At 32.4% G+C, this 23490-nt stretch carries 23 protein-coding genes; 5 read left to right on the plus strand and 18 right to left on the minus strand.

All coding sequences use genetic code 11. The features are described from left to right. The first annotated feature begins 155 nt into the window (after positions 1-155). A complete protein-coding gene (rppA, locus tag Dongsha4_RS03825) occupies positions 156-851 on the plus strand; it encodes a two-component system response regulator RppA (RefSeq protein WP_330204420.1) in 696 nt (231 codons plus the stop codon). Between the two features lie 111 nt (positions 852-962). Next, positions 963-2303 carry a two-component system sensor histidine kinase RppB gene (rppB, locus tag Dongsha4_RS03830; protein WP_330204421.1) on the plus strand — a complete coding sequence of 447 codons (1341 nt, stop codon included), beginning with the start codon at positions 963-965 and terminating at the stop codon, positions 2301-2303. A gap of 149 nt (positions 2304-2452) precedes the next feature. Here the strand turns inward: rppB and Dongsha4_RS03835 are convergent, their stop codons facing one another. Next, entirely contained in the window at positions 2453-2752 is a 300-nt protein-coding gene (locus Dongsha4_RS03835; RefSeq protein ID WP_330204422.1) for a PepSY domain-containing protein, read from the minus strand. Positions 2753-2878: 126 nt separating this feature from the next. On the opposite strand from Dongsha4_RS03835, the gene Dongsha4_RS03840 reads away from it, so the two are divergent. Then, complete coding sequence (locus Dongsha4_RS03840) at positions 2879-3100, plus strand: hypothetical protein (RefSeq protein WP_330204423.1); 222 nt, start codon at positions 2879-2881, stop codon at positions 3098-3100. A gap of 79 nt (positions 3101-3179) precedes the next feature. Here the strand turns inward: Dongsha4_RS03840 and Dongsha4_RS03845 are convergent, their stop codons facing one another. Together Dongsha4_RS03845 and Dongsha4_RS03850 are read right to left on the minus strand one after the other, a co-directional pair. Beyond that, positions 3180-3626 (minus strand): hypothetical protein, encoded by a 447-nt coding sequence (locus Dongsha4_RS03845; RefSeq protein ID WP_330204424.1) that lies wholly within the window; start codon positions 3624-3626, stop codon positions 3180-3182. Between the two features lie 354 nt (positions 3627-3980). Further along, positions 3981-4781: a MauE/DoxX family redox-associated membrane protein gene (locus Dongsha4_RS03850; protein ID WP_330204425.1), complete on the minus strand. Its 801-nt coding sequence runs from the start codon at positions 4779-4781 to the stop codon at positions 3981-3983. Positions 4782-5035: 254 nt separating this feature from the next. Between Dongsha4_RS03850 and Dongsha4_RS03855 the strand changes: the two genes are divergently transcribed. After that, positions 5036-5467 (plus strand): heavy metal-responsive transcriptional regulator, encoded by a 432-nt coding sequence (locus Dongsha4_RS03855; protein ID WP_330204426.1) that lies wholly within the window; start codon positions 5036-5038, stop codon positions 5465-5467. A 450-nt stretch (positions 5468-5917) separates the two neighbouring features. Here Dongsha4_RS03855 and Dongsha4_RS03860 read toward each other — a convergent pair whose 3' ends face one another. The 15 genes from Dongsha4_RS03860 to Dongsha4_RS03930 all read right to left on the minus strand — a co-directional run bounded on the left by Dongsha4_RS03860 (position 5918) and on the right by Dongsha4_RS03930 (position 19526). Beyond that, positions 5918-6841, minus strand: a complete 924-nt coding sequence (locus Dongsha4_RS03860; RefSeq protein ID WP_330204427.1) for a copper resistance protein B — start codon at positions 6839-6841, stop codon at positions 5918-5920. Positions 6842-6930: 89 nt separating this feature from the next. Beyond that, positions 6931-8820 carry a copper resistance system multicopper oxidase gene (locus Dongsha4_RS03865; protein WP_330204428.1) on the minus strand — a complete coding sequence of 630 codons (1890 nt, stop codon included), beginning with the start codon at positions 8818-8820 and terminating at the stop codon, positions 6931-6933. Between the two features lie 79 nt (positions 8821-8899). Then, on the minus strand, positions 8900-9292 hold the full coding sequence (locus tag Dongsha4_RS03870) for a type II toxin-antitoxin system death-on-curing family toxin (protein WP_330204429.1): 393 nt from the start codon (positions 9290-9292) through the stop codon (positions 8900-8902). Further along, on the minus strand, positions 9289-9513 hold the full coding sequence (locus tag Dongsha4_RS03875; RefSeq protein ID WP_330204430.1) for an AbrB/MazE/SpoVT family DNA-binding domain-containing protein: 225 nt from the start codon (positions 9511-9513) through the stop codon (positions 9289-9291). The genes Dongsha4_RS03870 and Dongsha4_RS03875 overlap by 4 nt, the downstream gene beginning before the upstream one ends. Positions 9514-9567: 54 nt before the next feature. Next, positions 9568-10689, minus strand: a complete 1122-nt coding sequence (locus tag Dongsha4_RS03880) for a zinc-binding alcohol dehydrogenase family protein (protein ID WP_330204431.1) — start codon at positions 10687-10689, stop codon at positions 9568-9570. 130 nt (positions 10690-10819) lie between these two features. Next, a complete protein-coding gene (locus Dongsha4_RS03885) occupies positions 10820-12628 on the minus strand; it encodes a hypothetical protein (RefSeq protein ID WP_330204432.1) in 1809 nt (602 codons plus the stop codon). A 33-nt stretch (positions 12629-12661) separates the two neighbouring features. Further along, positions 12662-14371, minus strand: coding sequence for a 2OG-Fe(II) oxygenase (locus Dongsha4_RS03890; protein ID WP_330204433.1), 1710 nt, complete (start codon positions 14369-14371; stop codon positions 12662-12664). Between the two features lie 12 nt (positions 14372-14383). Then, complete coding sequence (locus Dongsha4_RS03895; protein ID WP_330204434.1) at positions 14384-14989, minus strand: 2OG-Fe(II) oxygenase; 606 nt, start codon at positions 14987-14989, stop codon at positions 14384-14386. Continuing rightward, complete coding sequence (locus Dongsha4_RS03900; protein WP_330204435.1) at positions 14982-16448, minus strand: MBL fold metallo-hydrolase; 1467 nt, start codon at positions 16446-16448, stop codon at positions 14982-14984. Before Dongsha4_RS03900 ends, Dongsha4_RS03895 begins: the two co-directional genes overlap by 8 nt. A 174-nt stretch (positions 16449-16622) precedes the next feature. Then, a complete protein-coding gene (locus tag Dongsha4_RS03905) occupies positions 16623-16949 on the minus strand; it encodes a Nif11-like leader peptide family natural product precursor (RefSeq protein WP_330204436.1) in 327 nt (108 codons plus the stop codon). Between the two features lie 131 nt (positions 16950-17080). Further along, positions 17081-17419, minus strand: a complete 339-nt coding sequence (locus Dongsha4_RS03910) for a Nif11-like leader peptide family natural product precursor (RefSeq protein WP_330204437.1) — start codon at positions 17417-17419, stop codon at positions 17081-17083. A 63-nt stretch (positions 17420-17482) separates the two neighbouring features. Further along, positions 17483-17830: a Nif11-like leader peptide family natural product precursor gene (locus Dongsha4_RS03915; RefSeq protein ID WP_330204438.1), complete on the minus strand. Its 348-nt coding sequence runs from the start codon at positions 17828-17830 to the stop codon at positions 17483-17485. A gap of 99 nt (positions 17831-17929) precedes the next feature. After that, positions 17930-18268, minus strand: a complete 339-nt coding sequence (locus tag Dongsha4_RS03920) for a Nif11-like leader peptide family natural product precursor (protein ID WP_330204439.1) — start codon at positions 18266-18268, stop codon at positions 17930-17932. 150 nt (positions 18269-18418) lie between these two features. Beyond that, complete coding sequence (locus tag Dongsha4_RS03925; protein WP_330204440.1) at positions 18419-18787, minus strand: Nif11-like leader peptide family natural product precursor; 369 nt, start codon at positions 18785-18787, stop codon at positions 18419-18421. 382 nt (positions 18788-19169) lie between these two features. Then, complete coding sequence (locus Dongsha4_RS03930; RefSeq protein ID WP_330204441.1) at positions 19170-19526, minus strand: Nif11-like leader peptide family natural product precursor; 357 nt, start codon at positions 19524-19526, stop codon at positions 19170-19172. Between the two features lie 499 nt (positions 19527-20025). On the opposite strand from Dongsha4_RS03930, the gene Dongsha4_RS03935 reads away from it, so the two are divergent. Then, positions 20026-23415, plus strand: coding sequence for a type 2 lanthipeptide synthetase LanM family protein (locus tag Dongsha4_RS03935; RefSeq protein ID WP_330204442.1), 3390 nt, complete (start codon positions 20026-20028; stop codon positions 23413-23415). Positions 23416-23490: the final 75 nt, after the last annotated feature.

Below are 23490 nucleotides of genomic sequence, written 5' to 3' on the forward strand. Positions count from 1 at the left end.
TAATTTGCATTCTAGTTCAGTGCTTCAGGTATTATGGTGTTAGAGTATTAGGATATTTATTGCAATTAAGCAATCCTATTGCCTGTTGCCTAAAACTTTCAGACGATTTAGATAGTCCTAGCTTCTTAGATACAAATTAGCTTGATATAAGGTATATGAGAATATTATTGATTGAAGATGAAAAAGATTTAGGAATAGCCATAAAGCGATCGCTCCTAGGACAAAATTATGTGGTAGATTGGGTAAAATCAGGACAAGAAGGACTAGATTTATTAGAAAATCCTCGTATTAGCTACAATGTAGGCGTTTTCGACTGGCTGTTACCTGAATTATCAGGCATTGAATTATTGAAGATAATTAGAAGAAAAAATAATCCTTTACCAGTATTAATGTTAACTGCAAAAGATGCGATGGAAAACAAAATTCAAGGGTTAGATGCAGGAGCAGATGACTATTTAATTAAACCCTTTGATATGTTAGAATTATTTGCAAGAATTAGAGCCTTATTAAGACGTTCTCAAGAGATTAAACCCTCTCAATTAAAATTTAAAAATTTAATTTTAGATTATCAAACAAATACTATTGAGATAGAATTAAGAATCGGTAAAAACCAAATGATTCCCCTGACAAAAAAAGAGTTTTGTCTCTTAGAATTTTTTATGCGTCATCCTCAGCAAATTCTAACTAGAGAGCAAATTTTAGATCAACTTTGGGAAATAGGGTCTGATACAATTAGTAACGTGGTAGCGGCTCAAATTCGTCTGTTAAGAAAAAAATTTAATCAATATGGTTATGGTGATTTAATTGAAACTGTCTATGGTTTGGGCTATCGTTTGAAATTGGATAAATAAGTTTTTTATAAAATTAGTTAATACTTTAGCCCTTTAATGAATCAATGATTTGTAGTTGATCATTTTCTTAAATCAAATTACCAATTTTTACGATAAGTTTATCTATTTTCTGTGTCAAAAAATAAATTATTTAATCAAACTAAAATATCCCTAACTTGTTGGTATGCTAGTGTTTTTTCCAGTATTATTTCTTTAGGTGCTTTTTTTGTTTATGAAGCGATCGCACACGCTCATTATATCACTATTAATCAAGAATTAAAAACCGTTGCGGGAACTTTTCATGATACCCTTGAACCTTTATTGATTCAACCTAATAAGCTAGAAAAAAATGTTAAAGAAATCATCTTAGATTTGTGCTTAATTGATGAAAAATGTGAAAGTCAATCTTCTGAACATCGTTATATAAAAGGACTAATTCAGCAAGGGAAATACTATCTAAAGTTTTATGATTTATCAGGTAATTTGCTAGGTAATGCAGGAGTTAAAATTGATAATTTATCCCTTAATTATTCATTAGAAGAATTCACAAGTATTCAAGACAATCAAAATAATAATTATCGTCAAATATCCTTACTTTTACACACTAAAGAAAATAAAGAATGGGGTTATTTGCAAATAGGCAGAAGTTTGGAAGATTTCGATCGATATGTAAATAATATAAAATGGTTGTTATTATTAGGTTTACCTTTACTAATTATTTTGGTGATCATTGCCAGTTGGTATTTAGCAGAAAAAGCAATACAACCCTTAGCTCAATCGTACCAACAAATGCAACAATTTAGTTCTGACGTTGCCCATGAATTGCGTACCCCATTATCAGCTATAAAAGCAACTATTGATAGTGTTATTTTAAGTCATAATTTAACCTTAGAAGATAGTCAAGAAACTTTGAAAATTATCCATCGGCAAAATTATAGACTGATTAATTTAGTCAACGATTTATTAATCCTCACTCGTCTTGATTCAGGCTTAGAAAATACGGATAAAATCAAAAAAAATAAAATCAATTTAGCTGATTTAATCAATGATTTAACCGAAGAATTATCTTATTTAGCATTAAAGAATCAGGTTAACTTAACAAAAGAAATAAAAGAGAGTAAGGTTTTTATTCTCGGTAATGAAGAACAAATATATAGATTATTAGCAAATTTAACTATTAATGCTATTAATTATAACAAAAAAAATGGTCAAGTTATTATATATTTGGAAACAACAAAAAAAGGAGTAATTATAAAAGTAATTGATACAGGCATTGGCATTAATAAAGAAGAACAAAAATTAATTTTTAATCGTTTTTATCAAATCAATAAAGCAAGAAATAGAGAAAAAGGTAGTTGCGGATTAGGTTTAGCTATTGCAAATGCGATCGCACTTTATCATGGTGGTAGAATAATGATAGAAAGCGAAGAAAATCAGGGGAGTATTTTTACAGTTTATTTACCAAAAATATGATGTGATATTATTAAAAAATAATAATACATTTCTTTTGAAGATAAGAAAGTCTTTCATCCAAAAAAGTAAAAAATTAAGTATTGTATTTAAACAATTTGACAATATTTGCAATAAGAGATTATTTACTGATAAAACCTTAATCTTGACTGTTAAGAAATATTTTTCTTTCTTGATTTAAAGTTATTTTGCCACCATAAACTAATACCAGAAATTGCTAACATAAATAAACCTGTGGCATTTAAAAAAGGATAAATATCAGACAAATCAAGAATGCCAAAATCTCCCCGATGCCATGATAATAACCATAAAAACTCATCGGTTTTATCAACTGTTACTGCTAACTCAAAAAATACGCCAGTAAAAAGAGTCATTAACACAGGTAAAATCATAACTGGTGCTAAAAGATGATGTAAACGACGTAACTGTCTTTGATTGTTAAATAATGCCATAGTTTTTTTACTCTCAAATATATTTGACAAGATTTAAGATAGTGAAAAATCATTTTTCACGGTGATTTCATAATCAATAGTTAAAATCACAAGTATAAATATTATATAAAAGGTGATATTAGTCGGATGAAAATTTCAAGTAAACTATTAATTAGCTTCTTGTTTTTAACAGGAATTCTCTTTAATTTAGCGGTTATAACTTCTCCTGCTTTAAGTCATGAAGGGCATTCTCATAGCCGTAATCATGGCAAAGATAAAGAAGAGGTAAAAGCAACTAAAAATAATGATAAAACCACAGAAGATAAAAAAGAAGAAACTAAAGAAGAAAGCCACGAAGGACATCATTAATATAAATATAGTTGATCAAATCTTGTAGATTTTACTAAAAACAGAAGGGGATTAGACTCCCCTTTTTTGATTTATAAAATTAATAATAAGTACGCACCTGAGTTAAACCAAGAGGTATTTCTTGATTAATTCCTGCAAATTTTCCTGATAATCTGTATTGCCATGTATGAGGTTTACCATCAGTTTTTACCCCTCTTAAACTAACATATATTCTAGTATTAGGCTTAATATTTTCCCTTAAATTTACTATGGCTTTATTATCACTAATACTTGTTTGACTATTAATTTTATTTCCATTAGGCATTGCTATTTCAACATCATTAATAGTTAAACCTTGCGGAAGTTGAATTATTAAACTTTCCAGTGGAAATTTACCTATCACATCATAAGAAAAATGATGAGTCGCATTTTGAATTTGAGAAGCCGAAGGATGAGCACCACTATAAACATTTGCCGCTAAAGTATTAGGAGATAAAGAGCCTAATATTACTCCAGAAACTAATCCTGTTAAAATAAATTTTTTCATTATTTACTTTCTCCAATTTTTTATTTGTTGAATACAATTATGAACAATAAAAATGAAATCAGAATGAAAAAAGAGGTTAAATTCAAATAAATTTAAGTATATTTAATAATTTTTTGATAACTAAGTTATCCCAGATAATCTAAGTTAATTTAAAACATTAATCTTACCCTTGTTACCAATTTTAAATCATCACTACTTTTTATATTTAAGCTAGGCTAGAACGCATTTAAGTTTACTGATAGAGAGAGGGAATAGGGAACAGAGAAGGACAAACAGGTAAGAGTTTTAGTGATTTTCAAGAATTAACAAAAAATCCAAATAAAATGCCTCTTAGTTTATTAACAAAAGTTATCGCTATTTTTTGATGCTACTTTCTTGAACGATCGAACTATAAAATGGAGATAGAGATTGTTGTTGATTTAAGGTAACGGAAACATTAGAAAAAATTAAACTCGCCCCCATAATCGCCATGATAGCATTTTCCGCAAAACTAACAACACCCAAAGGTGCTTTAGAATTACCACCCACACAAGCACAATTTAATTCAAGTTTATCAATATAAACCGCTTTAAATACGGAAATAGCACCACTAATACCTAATCCAAAAGCACTAATACCAGTAACTAAGGGAAGGATTCCTGATAATAAACCTAAGCCAATCATCGACTCCAGAAAGGGATATATTTTTCCATAAGTCTTAAAACGTTGACAAATGAGATCGTATTTAGCGAAACTTTCAGCAAAAGCATTAATATCCATTAATTTTAATGATGATAACATGGACAGAGAAACCCCCATAAAACCAGTCATTCCTAAAGAGGTGGCTAAACTTACTAAACCTGCCGTAGAAAATAAAGCAATAACAGGAGTATAGGAATAATCAGCTTTTTGTGGAGTAACCCGAAAATAATGAGCCAAATCAGTATAACCGCCAATACGCTCGTTATCAAAAAATATTTGTGGAGTCGTAGCTACATTATATTTCGCCTTGAATAAATTGACCTCTTCTTGGGTAGTTAATTTAATATCTTCAAAAATAACCCCTGCTTCTTTGAGTAAATTAATTGCTTTTAAACCCCAAGGGCATTCGTGTTCTGCCATTGACATCCTGTATAATTTTACTTGTGTATTTTTCCCGATTGTTACCATTTTCATTTCCTCATTTTTAATTAATGAATAAGAAAAAACAAATATCAAATCAATAAAAAACTATAAATCATCAATTTAAGCTAAAAAAAAAGTGCTTATGTTGAAGGTTTAATTATTTAAAAAAGTTTTTTTGAGTTGATGTCTCTATGATAAACTCTATAGTTAACTAGAGAGTCAAGGGGGTAAGTAAAAAATTTTTTTAATATTGATGATTTATAGTTTTTTGTTGAAGTAAATTTATAATATTTGAGGTAATCAATATGAGTAGTGAAAATCTTTTAAAAATAGGTGAAATAGCTAAACAAACAAAAGTTTCTGTGGGTACTTTACGATATTATGAAATCCTAAAACTTCTTCAACCTATAGAAAGAGGGGAAAATGGCTATAGATACTATCAACAAGATGCAGTTAAAGTTGTTCAATTTATCAAAAAAGCTCAATCTTTGGGATTTTCTTTAGAAGAAATTAGACAAATTATCGAGGTTCGTAATTATGGTAAACCACCTTGTGAATTAGTACAAAACTTATTGGATAACAAAATTGAAGAATTAAAAACACAGATTAAACAGATGACTTCTTTTCAAGCTGAATTGGAAAAATATCGGGAAAATTGGAGAATAAATGATATAAATGTAGATGATCAAAAAACAAAAGAAATTTGTCCACTAATTGCTAATTTAAAACTTATTTAGAATAAAAATTTTTTTTTCAACACTCCTCATCACAAACATCTTAAATTAAAGACTGCGGTTGTTAAATTAAATAATGACTATAGTACTAATATGAGTTAAAAACTTCCTTATGTAAATAATGTAAAATAGTTGTTATTACTAGGCTTACCTTTACTAATTATTTTAGTAATAATTACTATAGCGATCCTAAATCATTTATGAGAAATTACCATACATGAACATTTTTGCAAAATTAAAAATATTATTTTTGGTAGAAAACTCAAATAAATATTTAACAATTTTAAATGATTTACATAAATGATAAAATTCTCTGATAAATCTTTTTTTTATTTGTTGAATACAATTATGAACAATAAAAATGAAATGAAATCAAGATGAAAAAAGAGGTTAAATTTGAGTATATTTAATAATTTTTTGTCAACTAAATTATTCCAGATTATCTAAGTTAACTTAAAACATTAGTCTCACCCCCGTAACGAATTTTAAATCATCACTACTTTCCCCTTCTTCTTCAGCAAATTTAGCAGTATCTCCAAAAAGTTTATTCCAACTTATGCCAATATAAGGGGCAAATTCTCGACTAATTTCGTAGCGTAATCTTAAACCTAACTCTAAGTTATTAATACCACTACCAATACCAAATTCTTGGACTTTTTGAATGGCTAAATTTGTCTCTATTTTTGGTTGTAAAACTAATCTTTGAGAAAGTAATAATTCTTTTTCTGCTTTAAATCTTGCAGAAATATCTCCTTGATGACTAATAAATAAAGCCGTATCAATTTCCACAAAATAAGGTGCTAATCCTTCTACTCCGATAACAGCAAAACCTCGACTATTTCCCTTATCTCCATAGAGTTGATCATATCGTAAACCAGCTTGAAAATCGAAATAGGGAGAAATCATTTTACTGTATAAAAGTTGCAATTCTGCTTCCCCATTACCATCATCTAAACTCACATCTCCTTCAGTTTTGAAAACAAATTTTTGATAATCTCCTCCTACCCATCCTGTCACATCCCAATTAAAAATATTTTGACTATCATTAACTTGATATTCTAATTGATCAAAAAGAATTTTATAAAATATTTGATTATCATGAATAGGCTCTCCAAAATCATTTTCTTGGTTATGATTATGTTGGGCAAAGGTAAAGTTTTTTTCTTCAGTTAAGTATTTGCTATCTTCAAATTCCTTAAAAAATTGTTGTTTTTTTTGGTTGTTACTTTCATCAATAAATTTGTCAATGGCTACAGGTTGTTTGATAATTTCTTTATTTCTTTCTTCCCCTTTACTTTCAAGGGAAAAGCAATTTAATATTAATAAAGATAAGAGGCTCGATCGAACTATAAATTTAGTAAGTTTTAATGATAACATTTGTTGTCAGTTTTTAAGAAAGATTTATTATTCTCACGCAAAGACGCAAAGAGAGAAATGCAAAGGTTTTTAAAGGATTAATTTATTTTTTAGGAAATAACATTAATAGTCCGAAACATTCCCACATCCATGTGATACATTAAATGGCAATGAAAAGCCCATTTTCCCTTCGCATCAACATCAATTTCTGTGGATAATTTCTCGGCAGGTTTGACAATAATTGTGTGTTTTCGGGGTTGATAATCGCCGTTACCGTTTACTAATTCCATCCACATTCCGTGTAAATGTATGGGATGTTCCATCATGGTATCATTGACAAATGTTAGTCTTAATCTTTCTCCATAATAAAAGTCTATTTCTTTGTCTTCTGAATATTTTTTTCCATTAAATGACCACATATAACGCTCCATATTACCTGTTAAATATAGGGTTATTTCTCTATCTGGTTTTCTTCTGTTTTTTAAAGGTTTTACACTCTTTAAATCTGTGTAAACTAACACCCGATGCTTGACATTTTCTAAGCCAACCCCTGCTTCATTTAAACGATTTTTTACCATCATGGGGGTTGCGGCGTTACCGATACCATTATTATCCTCTCCCCTCGGTTGCCATGAAAAATCTAGGGTTTCTTTCTCACTCATATCATGATTGTTATGGTTACTGTGATCCATATTTGACATACCATGATTATTATGATCATCGTGACTCATATTCGACATATCATGATTACTATGATCACTGTGATTCATATTCAACATATCATGATCTTGATGCTGATTATGGTTGCTATGATCGATCGATGAGTTTTGATGATTGTTATGATTAGATGATGAGGTTTGATGATTACTGTGGTCTTGACTTGATGAAGATGATTGATTATTATGACCATTATGAGCATTATGATCCATTCCCATATCATCCATTGTACGCAAAGGGCGTTCTCTACGGGCAGGTATTTCTGCGGATAATCCCTGTTTTATCCCTAGTGTGCCTCTAACATAGCCACTGCGATCGAGGCTTTCGGCAAATATAGTATAAGCCTCTTGGGTATCTGGTTCAACTATCACGTCATAGGTTTCTGCTACTCCTATCCTCATCTCATCCACTGTCACGGGTTGTACATTCTGCCCGTCTGCTTGTATAACTGTCATCGGTAAATTAGGGATTCTGACATCAAAAAATGTCATGGCTGAAGCGTTAATAATTCTCAGTCTAACTTTTTCACCCTTGTTAAAGATACCAGTCCAATTATCATTACTGGTTTTACCATTCATTAAATAAGTATAAGTCGCCCCCGTCACGTCGGCAATATCCGCCGCATCCATCCGCATTTGTTTCCACTCCCAATCTTGCGCTAAATTAGCAACGGTGCGTCTTTGATAATTATAATAGGTGGGCATTTTTTTCAAGTTGGCGAGAATGGCGTGGGGATTCTCAAAACTCCAATCTGATAATATAATTACATAGTCTCGATCGCATTTATAAGGTTCAGGTTCAAGAGGATCAATAATAATAGCACCATACATCCCTAATGGTTCTTGCATATTGCTATGACTATGATACCAGTAAGTGCCACTTTGGTTAACAGGGAATTGATAAGTAAAGGTTTCCTTTGGTTTTATGCCCCGAAAACTTACTCCCGGCACTCCATCCATATTTGCTGGTAAGATTAAACCATGCCAATGAATAGAAGTATCTTCATTTAGGTTATTCTTGACGTTAATAGTTACGTTTTGCCCTTCTTTAAGTCTGATGGTGGGAGAGGGTAGGCTACCATTGACCAGTTTACCACTAGAGGAGCGATCGTCGATATTAATTTTTGTTTCCGCTATCACTAAGTCGATAACATCCCCTTCTAAATAACCATTGGGGTTTATATTCTTTGCGGATGCGGGTAGAATCTGATGTAAAACAACGCTGGTGGCAATACCCCCCGTCAATTGCAAAAAATTACGCCTATTTAGACTATACTGGGTCATAATAAACTTTTTCCTCATTTTTACCTAATCTTCCATACTATGGTGACAGGAGAATATGAAATGAGGATGAAATTATGCTTTAATTATTCATCTGCTTACTTTTCCTTACGAACCATTGTTGTAATTCTTCCTCGGTAATTCTGCCACTAGCTAAGGTTTGGATGATATGTACTACTTCCACTTCAGAAGCAGTAAAGTGAGAACCATTGAGCATTAAAAAGGTTACTCCACTAATAAAACCTGTTCTTTTATTACCATCAATAAAGGGATGATTTTTAACTATGCTAAAGGTATAAGTAGAAGCTAAGGATGAAATATTCGTAATTTTATGATAGTAATATTGATTTTGTGGACGTATTAAGGCAGACTCTAATAAACCCTTATCCCTTAAACCATCTGCCCCTCCATGTTCGCTAATTTGTTCTTGATGAATGGCTATAACTAAGCGCATTGATAACCAATGAATACTCATTTGGCTAATTCTCGTAAAGCGTTACGATATTGTTTCATTATCTCTCGTGCGGTTTCCATTTCCTGTTCAAATTCGGGATCATAGGGGGTAATTTCAAATCCGTTAGGAGTGGGAGTCAGATAAAGATTATCGCCTTTTTCTACGTGCATTTTGGCTAATACTTCTTTGGGCAAGATAACTCCTGTAGAATTACCAACGGTAGTTACTTTTAGTCTGAACATTGTCTTATTTTATATATTGTTATAACTAATATTATAACTGGTAGCTTAGTTAACTTAGTCATAACAGTAAACGACTTTGCCAAATCTGTCTTTAGCGTTATAGGTGCGTTTAAAAAATTCTGCTACTTGATTCCCTGTAAATACTGAGTCAATATTTACCTTGAGTTTTCCTGAAACATAATCTGCGATCGCATCTTCTAAATCAGAAGTTAAACCGATACAGTTACCCATAATCTGAATGTTATTGATCATCATATTAACCATAGTACTAGGAGTTAAACCAATAGAATTAAATTCTTCTCCCGTTAAATGAGAATATTGATTATATAAGCCACAAGTGATATATCTACCCCAAACATTGAGAGCGGGAATTAGTTTATCGCAGTGAACATCAAAAAAAGGATCGATAATACCATCAAAACCAGTAATTTCCCGTTTTAAAGATGCAATAGTTTCTTCACTCATCAATTTAGGGGAATTAGGGTCAATCAAAATAACTTTTTTCACCCCCATATCTAATAACTCTTGTTCAAATTTACTGGAAGTGGTAGAAGCATAAACATTGACATTATGTTTTTGTAAACCTTGAATCGCAAATAAAGATGTATTGGATTTGGCGGCAGTTACTAAGACGTTTTCCCCTTGAGAAAGAGTTAATCTGCGAATCATACTATAAGTGGTTTGCGCCCCAATACTAAAAGCGGCGGCTACTTCATCAGGCATTTGAGGGGGAATTTTCATCAATTTAGCTCGATGTAATACTCGATACTCTTTTGAGCCGTGATTAGTGGGAACTCCTTCAAATAGTCCTTTCACCCCAGAATCAGGATAGGCATTATTATTAATGATGCGATCGCCTTTTTGTAAATCAGTAACATTAGAACCAAAATCCACCACCTCCGCCACCCAATCCGAGCCAACAGCATTGAAACGATTATCAACCCCTGCCGTAGCAGTTTGTAAAATCAAAGTTTTATCTCGATAGTTGCAAGAAAACCCTCTAATTTTGATTAAAACATGATCTTGATATTCAGGATGACTAGGATCAAATTTGATAGCCTGAGTATGGATTAAGCCACAATTAACCGTAACCCCATTCATCTGCAAAGATTGCACAAAACTAGGACTAGCAATGATATTTTTAACGTTATTTCCGCAAATTGCAATTGTTCTCATAGAATTAAAAATTAAAAAAGATTTGTATTCAGAGTTAAGATAAAAAAAATTTCCCTCTAACACCCCAACACCCCAACACGACATAATTACTAATCAGTAATTGTTAATTAACTTGTCCCTTTTAACTTTGTTAACTTTGCCCCCCCAATAAATAAGGTGGTAAAGCAAACTTAGCAATATATTCGCAATGACTTTGACACTGATAACGGGGATGAATATAGTTTTGATAATGACTTAAATCTAAATAACCGTCTTCTAAATCACATTTCTCCGCCAACGCAAGAGCCATTATCGAATGAGTAACTAAACGGTATGTATCCAAATAAAGAGAAATACCATGATACTCCTCTCCTATTTTGCGAATTTGTTTTTGATTGATACCAGAAGGATTTTTCGTAAAACTTTGACCCATTAATAAGGTTAAAAACTCCTTTTGAGAAGTAATTTCCGCATCAATTTTTAAACTAGAGTAAAAGGGAATGGGTAGAGTTGTTTTTGCTTCCATTAGCTCTAATAAACGTAACTGCATTACTCGAATCGTTCTACTTCTTACCCCTAACTCCGTTAAAGTTAAAATAGCCAACGCCGTAGAAAAAGCGACATCATACAACCCAAAAGAATAATCCTCATTTATACTAGCGAGAATTTCTGCCATCAATTTTTGTCTCAAAATGTCTCCTTCTTTTTCATCTGTAATAGCTTGTGCTAAATACCAATCCACTAGATAAGGATTCGCAAAATATAAACCACTACGATGCTCAAAACCAGATAATAAATAATCTAAAGGGGTTTTACTCTCTAATCCTGCCTTTTTCCTCAGACTTCTCACCATGCAGGTAGTCGCATAATCACCTTGACACCAATGGGCGCAACTGTCGTCATAAACCATCTTACCCTCTTGTTTTTCTTCAGACCAAAGTTGAGGATAGTAACCGCCCTCACCATCTGCAAAAACTTCCAATGCTTCCACCGACTCAGGTAAATAAAAACCTTGTAAAACTAAAGCTGAATCCGTTGCAGTAACTAATCTTTGACTATGAAAAGCCCAGAGTTTACCTTCTTGTTTATTAAGCAAAAATTTCTCTAGTTTATCTCTTGAGTTAATCGCATTTTCAACTATATTTTCATCCGTAGCAAGATTTAACGCCCTTAAAACAAAGCCTAAAGGCACTAAATCGCCATAGCCAAATAATGGTTGCGGTGGAGGAGGTTGACACACCATCGCTAAGGGTTTTTCCTCTACCTGATTAACAAGGTTTGCCAGAATTGTTAAATTGTAATTTTTACCCCAATTACTGCGCACTTCCGAGGCTTTCCATAACCCTTCTTCTAAAGGTGGATCGATATTTCCATGTTGTAAGAAAAAGAGGTTACAATGTGCGGTTCTGCTAAAGTGAGATAAAATCCCTGCATGAATATGAATGGGTAAACGATTTTGGAATTTTGCTAAGTAGTAAGAGTTTTTTATCTCTCCTGAAAGAAACTTAACTCCTACTGCTTTTAAAAGAGGATAATGATCAAAATTGGGTTGATGGTCAAATATTGCTTGAGCTTGTCCATAACCTTCTGCAATTTTAACATGAAGTAAAACGGGAGAGTAAGGGTTTTGTTCTCCTAATCCTAGGCAATCGGCTTCATCAACGGAGAATAAATTTAGCTGAGGCGAAAATCTGGTATATAAATTATCCTTGATATTTTCTTTTGACCAACGTTTTCCAGATACGGGATCAAATAATTGAAGATTATCTCCAGATGCTAAAAATCGACCTTCGCTAGTTAAAACCACATGAGAATAAGGCTTTAAATCCACATCTTCGGGCAGATGATACATTGCCTTAATCGTATTGTGATCGGTTAAAGGTTCGATCGCGCTGATGTTAAATAATACCATCCATTCAAGGGAATGGGGGAGAGTTTGTAAAATTTCTGATACTTGCATAATAAATTAGTAATAGGTAATGAGTATTAGTTGTTAATTTTTTCTCCAAATCCAACCATTGACGGTGAAACGACTGTGAGCAAAATCTTGAGAAGGGCAATTTACTGGCCTTACTTCGTGCATATATTGGCTAAGAAAAAAGACGATACTATTATTAATCGGCTCAATAGTTTTAATACTATCTGGTTTTAAATTTTCGGGGCTGGTGCTGTTGTAAATCTTTAATTCACCCCCCGTAAATAATTTTGGTAGTTGATAAAGATAATATACAAATGTAATGACTCGCCCTTTACTTTCAGGTGTACCGTTGTCGTTATGAAGTTTGTAGTAATTTTGATCATTATGGGCAGTAATTTGAGCTTCTATGTGGGCAACAGGAAAAGGTGGAATGCCTAGTTTATCTATCACATCAGGTAAAATGGAGGAGATGCGATCGCAAATCATGGTTTCAAATTCAGGGAAATCAAATAATACTGAAGAAAGACGATAATTTTCTTCTTTTCTGCCCAAATTTTGATAATCTTCATGAATAGTAGCTGATTGAAATTGAGTTCTATTATTAATGATGAAGTTTAATAATTGTTGATTTTCCGTTTCTGAGAGAAAGTTTTTTACTTGAACCGCACTATAATTAAAATGTTGAGATTCTCTTATTTTTTGTTGGTTAATTAAAGTATTACTTACTGCTAAATAGGCTTTTGCTTCTAAACATTTATTCTCCTGATAAACTAATTTTATATGGTGTAAACTTTTAAAGAAAATTCTTTGATATTGAGAACCCATTAAACTAGATAATTTAGATAATGTTTTAGGCCATAATTCTGGGTAATCTTTCTCTCTTATATATCCTGTATAATTTAGCAAAGCGTCTTTTTTTTCTGGAATTACTAACCCTTTTTGTAATAAATAATCTAAAAATAATTGCCATTTAGGGTTAAGGGAAGGTTGTCTTTCTAAATAACATTCCAAGCCAATTTTAGGGGCTATTTCTTTTCCTACATCTATATCTAAATCAATACGAGCTGAATATTTGGCTAAATCGTTTAAGACTTTTTCTAACTCAATAATTGAACCAGACCAATCAAGTTTTTCTAAGTATTGAGTAATTTTGCTAGGGTTAATATCCCGGATACAAATTCTAATAAAATCCGTTTCTCTCGCTAACATTAATCCTATTTGAAAAACATAAGAACCTAGAGGTAATAATTGAAAACATTTTGATAAGTTTTGTTTTATATCTGGTTTAATTTCTATCCCTTTTAACAACTTTAAACATTGCCAAATCCATTGCAAGTCTTCATTATTTTTATTCTTATAAATTGGCTGGGGAGCAAAAAAACAACTAGGAATAGGAATATCATCTAAATTATCATCTATATCAAATTCTAACCAAATATTATCAATTTTTTCTAATAATATGCTATCGGGTTTATTCCATTCTTCACAAAAACTGTTAATGTTTATCCATATCTTATTATTTAATAAATATTCAGGTAATTTAATCGAATAAGTGCGATCGCCTAATACTTTTTTTCCCGCTTCATTGCCATCGGCACATAGTAAAAAATCACAGTGAGCTTTTGCTACACCTAAACGAGATTCAAAACCAAAAAAAGTAGTTGTGGCACTGGGCAAAAATTGAGCTACATGATTAATATTTTTCCAAGTATCATTATCAATAATCTGATGAGAAATAGTTGGTTTAATGAGATTAATATAATCGCTTAAAGAATTTTTAATCATTATTAATCGTCCTTATTTTTTATTAGATTGAATATCAAGATCAGGAATTTTTACTAATCTTTCATCAGGCAAATTATACTGTTCACAAATCAAACTAATTCTTGGTTGAGAACTAACAACTGGATTAACAGAATGAAGCAAGTGACCAATAAAATAAATTAAGTTATTCCTTCTGGGTGTAATTTTACCGACTGGTTTATTTTCTAACTCTAAAATCAATTCTCCTCCTTGTAAATCGTCAGGGATTTTCACATATAAAACACTAACTAATTGAGGTACAAGCATAATTCTTTCATAAGAAGAAATACTGCAATCAATATGAGGTTCAACTCGACTGCCATCATCTAAAATTAAGGCATTAAGATAAAAAGCATTACAGGGATTTTTTAAAGCCATTTGTAAATAATTTTTAAAAAAGGGAAATTCCTGTTCTACTTTGTCAATACTTTCCCTTTTAAAAACAACTGAAAAACCTCTGGTTTGAGCAAAGTTATCACTTAGTTGATTATCTGCTAAATAAGGTGATGATAAAATAGATTTTTCTAATTCATCTAAATAATTAAGTGAAAATAAATTAGTTCTCTGGGCGTAGTATTTAGTTATTTCCTTTTTACACATATTCCCTAAAAAAAGTTTTAGAAATAATTTTCTCAGTATCGTTAATGATATGTTGATCCCCAATTTTCCAGGGGATAACTTGAGTAGTACAACCAATATTTTTCAATTCTTTTTCCACATCTTTAATCAGAGTCTCATCGTGTAATCCTCCTTCTCCTAATTCCGCCCAGCTATCGGCATAGGGTAAACAATATTTCGCATCAACAATGGCACAAATTTCCGCTACTCCTTGCGCACCTAAAAGGGCAATATATTCTCCTTCTTTCTTGTTGGTTACAGAAAAAATTTGAGGGTTACTGAGTAAATTGGCGACAATATCAATGCCCCATGCGGATAAATCTGTACCTATTGAATTGTATGATAAGGGTTGGAAGTTGCTCAAAACATGATCTAAACTACCGAATCTATCCTTGACATACTGTGCCACTTCAGCCATTGTCCCCATGTCGTCATTACCTGAGTCGATTAAAAACCAAGATTTATAATATTCTGTGTTGATTAAATAAGTATTACCCCAGTTACGCAAATCAGGATGTTTTGGCTGATTAAATTCGGGTACGAGGGGTTGTTCACCATAAAATGGTAAGACGTGGATTTCTATATCTCCGACTATAATGGGTTCAGCATACCAATCAACGGCGATGACATTGGTAAATCCTAAGCCTTCTAATCTTGCTTTCATGTCTTCACACATGATTGATCCTCTCGGTACTTTTGGTACAATAATGAGTGTTTCAGCAGGAAACATCATCAAGGTGGGATAATGCCAGTGATCATAGTGGGGATGAGATATTAAAATGGCATCAACGTCATTGCCTAACATGGCGCGACTAATATCTTTTTTCAGGTTGGGAATGCCGTAGTTAGAATGAAGATGAGGATCAACTAGGATACCTGTGGTTTTGGTGCGATACAATAGGGATGCGTGTTGAAGTCGAAAAACTCCGGGGGTACTTAAGTCAATAGTTTCAAGGGAAGGAGGTTTGTTTTGGACTATTTTGCAGTCAATTAATTTATCCAATAATTCAATCATTTGCTGAGAGATGCGATCGCACACTTGTTCATAGGAAAGATTGGATTCACCGCAGAGGGAAAATAGTTGTTGAATTTCGGGTAAAATTGACTGATCATAAATTATTTCTGCACCGTATTTTTTAAGAAATAAAGGGAAACGAGTGTTGCCATATTGTAGGGATAAAATAGGGCTTTTTTCGGGGAATAAAAATTGTTCTTGAAGGGAAAAAGTGGGGGCAGGGTTATCAGTGTCAAATTCAAAGAATTTTTCCGCTATTTTATGATGTTTTTTTGCCCCCATAGTAATGGCTTGATCTAAGTTATTTAACTCAACAAATTGATTGAGTATTTCTTGAATAAAAGGTTGAATAGCATAACAGATGCGATCGCAACTATTAATTGCGGCGATTTGACATCCCTTAGCAAAAGAAATCTTATTTTCCATAAACTTAGAAATTAGTTCAACGACATTGTCATAAAACAGGTTTTTTACTTGTTTAATAGACCTTTACCACAACAGACACCTAATAATCATTCCCGAAATAAACATACTTAGACCTAATCACAAGCCCATAAAATTTTTTTGAAGATGTCTAATATTTAAAAATAGTTAGATTTCTTACCATTTGGATTTTTTAACTAATGCTTCTCCAACCTTAAAAACGAATTTTAAAATACCATCAACACCACCGCCTCCAGCTACTGCTTCCAATTCTTCGTCGGTTAATTCTCCCATTTCTTGCCTACGAGCAAAATCTTCCTGACGTTTTTGAACCTCTTGTGCAAGTTCTTCTCCAGTAACCTCATAACCATATTCATTAGCTAACTTAACTGCTTCCTCCCGATGATCTAAATCTTCTGATTGAAGAATTTGTATTAATCTTTGTTGCAGTACATCATCTTCTTCGACCTTAGCAAAAAATTCGCTCACATTTTTTTGACTCATAATTTTATTTATTTTCACTAAAATACAATATATACGTGTGTCAAGTAGCAATTTTTCCTAATTCCCAACGCTTAACACCTAAAACCTAGTTTTTCCAGATTTTTATTATTTAGCAATAAGCTAGTACTTTATTACCATTTTATTTTGCTAATCGCTATACCACCACCAACGGAGACGGTAAAAGCAGCAACCGTTCCGACAATAGTTGCCACAACCAGTTCACCACCAGCAACGGCTTCTAGTTCTTCATCGGTTAATTCCCCTGCCTCTTGGCGTTGCATTGCTTCTTCTTGTCTTTTCTGGATTTCCGCCCAAAGCTCATCGGGAGTAAATTCATAATTTTTAGAATTAGCTAAATCTGTCACTGCTTGACGATCATTTTCAGCTTCTAAAGCGGAAGCAAGATCTTTTTGTAATTCTTCATCTGTTTGAACTTGCTCCAAAAATGCTTCTACGGCTTGAATGCTCATTGTTAAATTTCTCCTGAAAATAAAGTGTTATTACTACTGTTCAAATCAATTTTTAAGCTATGTTTACCATTTAATTTTGGGTCCGAGTGCTCCACCAACTGCGAGACCAAAACCTGCCGCACCAGCAACAGAACCAATAATCGCCGTTATGACAAGTTCGCCACCAGCTACTGCTTCTAGTTCTTCATCGGTTAATTCCCCTGCTTCTTGACGTTCCGAGGCTTGAGCTTGACGTTTTTGAATCTCTGTCCATAACTCATCAGGAGTTATATCATAACCATATTCATTGGCTAACTCAGCGGCATCAGCACGATCATTTTCCGAAGATTCGAGTATTGCTACTAATCGTTGTTGTAACTCTTCATTTTCAGGAACTGCATCCAAAAATTGGACTACTGCTTCTTGACTCATTTCAAAATTTTCCTCTACTAGAGAATGACTATGGCTTTATCGTAAGTATCATTATCAAAAGTGTCGATAGATAAAAGTTCAGGAAAGTTCAGTATTTTATTACCATTTTGCTTGGCTGATCGCTATACTGCCACCAACTGAAACAGTAAGAGCAACGGTTGCCGCAATGGTTGCCACAATCATTTCACCACCAGCAACCGCTTCCAACTCCTCATCCGTTAACTCTCCAGCATCTTGACGGGCTTTAACTTCCTGTTGACGTTTTTGGATTTCTGCCCAAAGTTCATCAGGGGTAATATCGTAACCATATTCGTTAGCTAATTGAGCAGCTTCTTCACGATCATTATCGGAAGACTCCATAATTGTCACTAACTTTCTTTGCAATTCTTCATTTTCAGGAACTGCATCCAAAAACTGTACAGCAGCTTTTTGACTCATAGTCTTAAACCTCTTTTTTCATTGAATAAAAATTGAATAAAAAAACCGCTACTGATAAGGAAACACACGAACAGCAACGGAAATATATGAAACTTAAAGTTGTCTATCTATTTTTTCTGTTTGTTCACTGGTGAATCATAAATAAAACCTTTACCATTTTGGTTTTGGGAAAGGATTTGAAATAGAACCCGGAATATTAATAGAACTCGGAATAGATGAAGCAATACTTAAAGGTTGAAGAATGCCAACGGTAATACTGGGAATAGAACCACCAGCAACGCTTTCTAATTCTTCCTCACTTAATTCTTCACTTTCCTGTTGTTGTGCAAATTCTTCTTGCCGTTTTTTTACTTCCTCTGAAAGTTCTTCGGCAGTAATATCAAATCCATATTCTTGTGCTAACTTGGCAGTTTCTTGGCGATGATCAATATCTGCTTGAAGAATGGAAACTAACTTTTGCTGTAAGTCATTATCTTCGGAAATTCTAGCAAAAAACTGTTCTACTGCTTCTTTACTCATATATTAGTTTGCCTCACGTAACAATTGGGAAATTTATTAGTTATTTTGGTTGACTTGAAATAACTATCATTAAGGTAATATAATTTTTCAAACAATGTCTATACATAAAAGTTCAGGAAAGTTCAGTATTTTATTACCATTTGATGTACTTAGTGTTAATCACTATTCCTTGGTTCGATATAAAAATATCTGATTTGGCTAGGTATCAGCTAAGAGGTTAGATTTTTGAACATTGACTCATCGTTGTAAATCTTTTTTACTGAATATAAAAAACCGCTACTGATAAGAAAATAACCATCTATACAGCAACGGAAATATAATGAAACTTAAATTGTCTATCTATTGTGTTTGCTTGTTCACTCGTGAATCATAAATAAAACCTTTACCATTTTGGTTTAGGGAGAGGAATAGGTCCAGGCCTTGGCCCAGGGAAAGGAAAAGTGCCTGGGATAGGCGAAGGGAAACTAAATGTGCCGGGGAAAGATAAACCACCAGCAACGCTTTCTAATTCTTCCTCACTTAATTCTCCATTTTCCTGGCGCTGTGCAAATTCTTCCTGTCGTTTTTGTACTTCCTCTGAAAGTTCTTCAGCAGTAATTTCGAATCCGTATTCCTGTGCCAACTTAGCAGTTTCTTGGCGATGGTCAATATCTGCTTGAAGAATAGAAACTAACTTTTGTTGTAAGTCATCATCTTCAGGAATTCTAGCAAAAAACTGCTCTACTGCTTCTTTGCCCATATTAGTTTACCTCATGTAAAAACTAGAAAATTATTTAGTTATTCTGGTTAACCCTAAGTAACTATCATTAAGGTAATGTAAATTTTTAGATAATGTCTATACATAAAAGTTCATAAAAGTTCAGTAATTTATTCAGAGTTTGTAAAAAAATATGGCACTCTTATTATTAATGAGTTAAGCTGAACTCAAGATAAAAATATTATCTTATTTTAATTTTTTATAATGTCTATACCAAGTGATTTTATAAATAAAGTTTTACTCAAATCTCTTTTACTTTTATAAAAATTAAAGATTTTTAAAGATTTCTTATTAAAATGATTTTTATTTATTAACTATTTTTCTTGAATAAATACTGTCAAAAAGTTTTATCTAAAAAATATCACTATCTCAAAGAAAAGTAATGTGAAGAGCAAATATTTAATTTGACTCAATTTTATCAAAAAAATAACACATAATTACTAATTAAAGTCAGGAATAAAATTTTTAAATATTGCTACCTATGAAACTGGAAAATCATTATTTAGAAACAACATTGAACTTTATTCACAATCAAGCTAGTTCAATTAATGAAAGATTAACTTATCATTGGATTCCCAATATTTCCGATTCTTCTCAATCTCAAGTGGAAGAAAATTTAAACTTATGGTGTCACATCGTGACAAAGGGTGATAAGGAAAAATTTGAGCAACGTTTGGCTTTGGAAGGCTTCACATTAGATAAAATTTCATTGATTTTGGCTGAAGGAACTTTTTCTCCTGATACCCCTTTACCTGAATGGTTAATTACTCTAAAAAAGGTTATACAAAAAGCTGAAAATTTAGAATTATCGCAATTACCAGAGAATCTTATTAATTCGACTAAAATTCCTTTTGAGCCTATTTATACTCCCTTTATTCAAGTGGCTTGGGATAAATTACGTCAAAGAACAAAATTTAATTTAGATTTATTAAATAATAATTCTTTGGTTATTTTAGAACAACAATTAATTAACCAACTTGCCTATCTCTGTACATCTGTTTTACTGGAAGAATTTAAGAGTTTTCGTTCTTCGGGAAATGAGATTAAGGAATTTATGTTAACTCAGTTACAAGGTAGTAAAAGTAATAATAAATATAAGCAATTTTTAGATAATTTACTTTCAGATAATCTCGTTTCTTTTTTTGAAAAATATAGTGTTTTGGGAAAACTAAGTGCTATATTAATTAATTATTGGGTGGAAGCTAATCAAGAATTTATTACTAGGTTAAATAATGATTTACCTGAAATAGAAAGACTTTTTTCTTCAGATAAACCCTTAAAACAAGTTATCGATATTCAGGTTGGTTTATCAGATTCTCATGAAAGAGGAAGGTCTGTTATAGCATTAAAATTCGACACAGGATTAAAGTTAATTTATAAGCCCAGAAATATTAATCTTGATGTAAATTTTTACCAATTTTTAAACTGGTTTAATCAAGAGTCTAATCTTATATCTTTAAAAACAATTAAGGTTATTTATCGTGATAATTATGGTTGGATTGAGTTTTTATCGTCATTACCTTGTAACAGTGAACAAGAGGCAAGAAATTTCTATTACCGTTATGGAATGTTAGTATGTCTTACCTATGCTTTAGAGGGTTCTGATTTTCATTTTGAAAATTTAATTTCCCATGGTGACAACCCGATGCTGATTGATTTAGAGGGTTTACTACAACCGCGAACTAAGGCAAATAATGATGATAATGGTATCAGTTTAACAAAAGGAGCAGAAAGTTCGATCGCTTCGGGATCTGCTGTGCAACACGCATCTACTGCATCTGTAGGAAAATTAATTCAAGAGTCTGTATTTCGCACTTTTTTAATACCAATTGAATATAGTTTCCTCAATGATGATGTCAATGTTAATGTTGGTGGATTAGCAGTAGAAGAAGAAAAGAAAATAAAACAAATTGCAATTAACAATATAAATTCCGATGCTATGAATTTGGGCTTTAAGGAAGTAGTTTTTACACAGAGAAATAATTTACCAGTCTTGAATAATGTTACTCTTTCTCCCAAAGATTATTTAGAAGATATAGTTCAAGGATTTAAGGAAACTTATGAGTTTTTACTAAAAAAGCAAGAGTTATTATTGAGTGAAAAAAGCCCTTTTTTATTGTTAAAAAATCAAAATACTCGTTATTTATTTCGCAATACAAGCACATATAACACGATTTTATCTAATTCTTATCACCCTAGTTTACTTAAATCAGGTATCAAGCGCAGTATTGCCCTAGATGTTTTAAGTCGTGCTTTTTTAGGGATGAAAAATCCAGAGAAGTTATTACCCATATTAAGAACAGAATTAAGAGAAATGGAAGATTTAGACATTCCCTGTTTTACTTCCAATACTTCCATAGATGGAGTTTATGTGGGTAAGGGGGAAATGGTAGCAGATATGTTTGAAAAGCCAAGTTTTGAATCTTTGATGACTAGATTTAAAAATTTCAGTCATGAGGATTTAGAGCGACAAGTACAAATGATTCGTAGTGCTTTTTATGCCCAATTAGTTAAACAGCCTCAACCTATTTCTCTTATTTCTACTGATGACTACTCTCAAAAACAGAATTTATCTCTATCTGACTCTACCTCTACTTCTTTGAATCAAGAGTTATTATTCAGGCAGGTAGTTAAAATTGCAGAAGATTTAGAAAAAAATGCGTGCTGCGCAGCAGATCCCGAAGCGATCGCACTAACCACTTCTTCAGAAGCCCAGAGAAACTCTTTGATGTCAACCGATGAGGGGATAACATGGCTCAGTTTAGAGTATCGAGCAAAAACTAATGGTTTTCGTTTTCCGGGGTTAAATCCGGGCTTATATGATGGTAATTCAGGAATTACTCTTTTTCTCTCTGCCTTATATAAAATTACACAGGATGAGAGATGGAAAAATTTAACCGATAGAAGTCTAAAAACTATACAAAACAATATTCAGCAACTAACGAAATATCCCAAAATTCAAGAAAGACTGGTCAAAAAAACGGGTATTAGTGGCACAAGGGGAATTTGCTCAATAATTTATTCCCTAGTTAAGATAAGCGAATTGTTACAAGAACCAATATTATTAGAAGATGCTCATAGTTTAACTGCGTTAATAACTCCTGATTTAATCAAAAAGTCTTCTTTTTCTGTTATTGACGGGTTAGCCAGTTCTATTTTAGGTTTATTAGCACTATCGGAAACGGAATTAGCCTCAGCATCGATAAAATCTCATACTTTGGAAATAGCGAAAGAGTGCGGAGAATATTTATTTCAATATCAGCAAACAGATAATAATAAAAATATCAAAACAGGTTTTGCTCATGGTTTAGCTGGTATTAGTTATAGTTTTTTCAGACTATTTGCCCTTACCGATGATAAACGTTTCTTGGAAGCAGGAAAACAAGCCCTTCAACAAGAGCAAAATTTCTTTTCACCTATACACAAAAATTGGGCTGATGATTCTTCAGAAAATGCAGTATTTAACGTTTCTTGGACGAATGGAGCTTCTGGGATAGCTTTAAGTCGTTTAGGTATTTCACATATTTATAATGATAGTTTGACTCAAGAGGATATAAATAACGCCCTAGAAACAACGCAAAAATATTGTTTTGGTGAAGTAGATAACCTTTGTTGGGGTAATTTTGGACGCTTAGAAACTCTGTTAGTTGCCTCTAAAAAATTAAATCAACCTTCATTATTAAAGTTTTCCCATCAAGGGGTTAATTCTTTACTGAGTCGGGCAGAGTCAACAGGTAATTTTCAATTATTTTCTGGTTTACCTCCTTTAATTTTTAATCCTAGCTTCCATCACGGTAGTAGCGGTATTGGTTATCAATTACTGAGGTTTGCCCATCCAGATTTATTGCCATCAATTTTACTTTGGGAGTAGAATTCCAATAAAAATAATGAGGTAAAAACCTATGGATGACGGAACTAAATATGCAATCTTTTTAGTTATCTCTTG

Origin of the sequence: Cyanobacterium sp. Dongsha4, assembly GCF_036345015.1 — a bacterium.
In the GTDB taxonomy this organism is placed as follows: Bacteria; Cyanobacteriota; Cyanobacteriia; order Cyanobacteriales; family Cyanobacteriaceae; genus PCC-10605.

Excerpts from the sequence above, each read along its gene's own strand:
- Dongsha4_RS03930 (WP_330204441.1), bottom strand. The coding sequence starts at position 19,526 with ATGGGCAAAGAAGCAGTAGAGCAGTTTTTTGCTAGAATTCCTGAAGAT.
- Dongsha4_RS03880 (WP_330204431.1), bottom strand. The coding sequence starts at position 10,689 with ATGAGAACAATTGCAATTTGCGGAAATAACGTTAAAAATATCATTGCT.
- Dongsha4_RS03920 (WP_330204439.1), bottom strand. The coding sequence starts at position 18,268 with ATGAGTCAAAAAGCTGCTGTACAGTTTTTGGATGCAGTTCCTGAAAAT.
- Dongsha4_RS03860 (WP_330204427.1), bottom strand. The coding sequence starts at position 6,841 with ATGTTATCATTAAAACTTACTAAATTTATAGTTCGATCGAGCCTCTTA.
- Dongsha4_RS03905 (WP_330204436.1), bottom strand. The coding sequence starts at position 16,949 with ATGAGTCAAAAAAATGTGAGCGAATTTTTTGCTAAGGTCGAAGAAGAT.
- Dongsha4_RS03855 (WP_330204426.1), top strand. The coding sequence starts at position 5,036 with ATGAGTAGTGAAAATCTTTTAAAAATAGGTGAAATAGCTAAACAAACA.
- Dongsha4_RS03900 (WP_330204435.1), bottom strand. The coding sequence starts at position 16,448 with ATGGAAAATAAGATTTCTTTTGCTAAGGGATGTCAAATCGCCGCAATT.
- Dongsha4_RS03915 (WP_330204438.1), bottom strand. The coding sequence starts at position 17,830 with ATGAGTCAAGAAGCAGTAGTCCAATTTTTGGATGCAGTTCCTGAAAAT.
- Dongsha4_RS03870 (WP_330204429.1), bottom strand. The coding sequence starts at position 9,292 with ATGAGTATTCATTGGTTATCAATGCGCTTAGTTATAGCCATTCATCAA.
- Dongsha4_RS03885 (WP_330204432.1), bottom strand. The coding sequence starts at position 12,628 with ATGCAAGTATCAGAAATTTTACAAACTCTCCCCCATTCCCTTGAATGG.
- Dongsha4_RS03890 (WP_330204433.1), bottom strand. The coding sequence starts at position 14,371 with ATGATTAAAAATTCTTTAAGCGATTATATTAATCTCATTAAACCAACT.
- rppA (WP_330204420.1), top strand. The coding sequence starts at position 156 with ATGAGAATATTATTGATTGAAGATGAAAAAGATTTAGGAATAGCCATA.
- Dongsha4_RS03835 (WP_330204422.1), bottom strand. The coding sequence starts at position 2,752 with ATGGCATTATTTAACAATCAAAGACAGTTACGTCGTTTACATCATCTT.
- Dongsha4_RS03845 (WP_330204424.1), bottom strand. The coding sequence starts at position 3,626 with ATGAAAAAATTTATTTTAACAGGATTAGTTTCTGGAGTAATATTAGGC.
- Dongsha4_RS03910 (WP_330204437.1), bottom strand. The coding sequence starts at position 17,419 with ATGAGCATTCAAGCCGTAGAAGCATTTTTGGAGCAAGTTCAAACAGAT.
- Dongsha4_RS03875 (WP_330204430.1), bottom strand. The coding sequence starts at position 9,513 with ATGTTCAGACTAAAAGTAACTACCGTTGGTAATTCTACAGGAGTTATC.
- Dongsha4_RS03840 (WP_330204423.1), top strand. The coding sequence starts at position 2,879 with ATGAAAATTTCAAGTAAACTATTAATTAGCTTCTTGTTTTTAACAGGA.
- Dongsha4_RS03895 (WP_330204434.1), bottom strand. The coding sequence starts at position 14,989 with ATGTGTAAAAAGGAAATAACTAAATACTACGCCCAGAGAACTAATTTA.
- Dongsha4_RS03865 (WP_330204428.1), bottom strand. The coding sequence starts at position 8,820 with ATGACCCAGTATAGTCTAAATAGGCGTAATTTTTTGCAATTGACGGGG.
- Dongsha4_RS03925 (WP_330204440.1), bottom strand. The coding sequence starts at position 18,787 with ATGAGTAAAGAAGCAGTAGAACAGTTTTTTGCTAGAATTTCCGAAGAT.
- Dongsha4_RS03935 (WP_330204442.1), top strand. The coding sequence starts at position 20,026 with ATGAAACTGGAAAATCATTATTTAGAAACAACATTGAACTTTATTCAC.
- Dongsha4_RS03850 (WP_330204425.1), bottom strand. The coding sequence starts at position 4,781 with ATGAAAATGGTAACAATCGGGAAAAATACACAAGTAAAATTATACAGG.